This is a genomic window from Rhizobium sp. LjRoot30 (assembly GCF_964253915.1).
Taxonomy (GTDB): Bacteria; Pseudomonadota; Alphaproteobacteria; order Rhizobiales; family Rhizobiaceae; genus Metarhizobium.
Genome location: NZ_CAXUSG020000055.1, coordinates 1 through 796, shown reverse-complemented (window position 1 = coordinate 796; position 796 = coordinate 1). Strand labels below are relative to the sequence as shown.

At 55.0% G+C, this 796-nt stretch carries 1 protein-coding gene; it reads right to left on the bottom strand.

What is annotated here, in order from left to right; translation table 11 throughout:
* Positions 1-331: 331 nt before the first annotated feature.
* On the bottom strand, positions 332-796 hold a 465-nt coding region (locus ACSQ3I_RS28120; RefSeq protein ID WP_436004481.1), incomplete at its 5' end, for a recombinase family protein.

Here is a 796-nt window from a genome sequence, read left to right as displayed (position 1 = left end):
CTTTCAAAGATCATGATAAAAATCCGAGGTGTCCGGATGGCGGCACTTCTTTTCGAGGCAGCGCCGCCGCATGAGGGAACCTCTGTCAATGCGGAGGGACGTCCCACCCGGGAGTATTCTTCAGCGGCTAGTATCGTAACTCAGGAGCCGCCAGCTTCAGAGGAGGTGACGGCTACTGCCCAATGTTCAGGTGGCTCCACCACGGTTTGGAAACGTTTCAGGGTAGCCTTAGAGCCGGTCACGGCACCAATCTCGGTATGGACCAAAAAAATCCACGGAATCGGGCAACGAATTATCAGGCGGCTCCTGAGTTGATGCCGCTGAAACCCAATTAGGAAACTCCCAGAACCTTAGTGCCGTCTGGCCGCAGTTCCCCACCGGGTGACACATGGCGATACAAGGTTTGACGGGAGATTTTTAGCTCTTTGCAGAGATCGGCAACAATTGTTTCAGGTTGGCCCATTGCTGCTTGAGCTAGGCGAATCTTGGCCGCAGTCATCGTCGCCTTTCTTCCGCCAACACGCCCACGAGCACGAGCGGAAGCCAGTCCGGCGATGGTTCGCTCTCGAATCAGCTCACGTTCAAATTCGGCGAGGCTGGCAAAAATCCCGAACATCAACTTGCCCTGGGCAGAGGTCGTATCGATTGGGGTCTGCCCGGATAAAACACGAAAACCTATCGACCGTTTGGAGAGGTCATCGACTGTCGTAACAAGGTGACGTAGATCACGGCCCAGCCTGTCGAGCTTCCAGACAATGAGCGTGTCACCAGAACGAATGGCCTTCAGGCAGCTTTC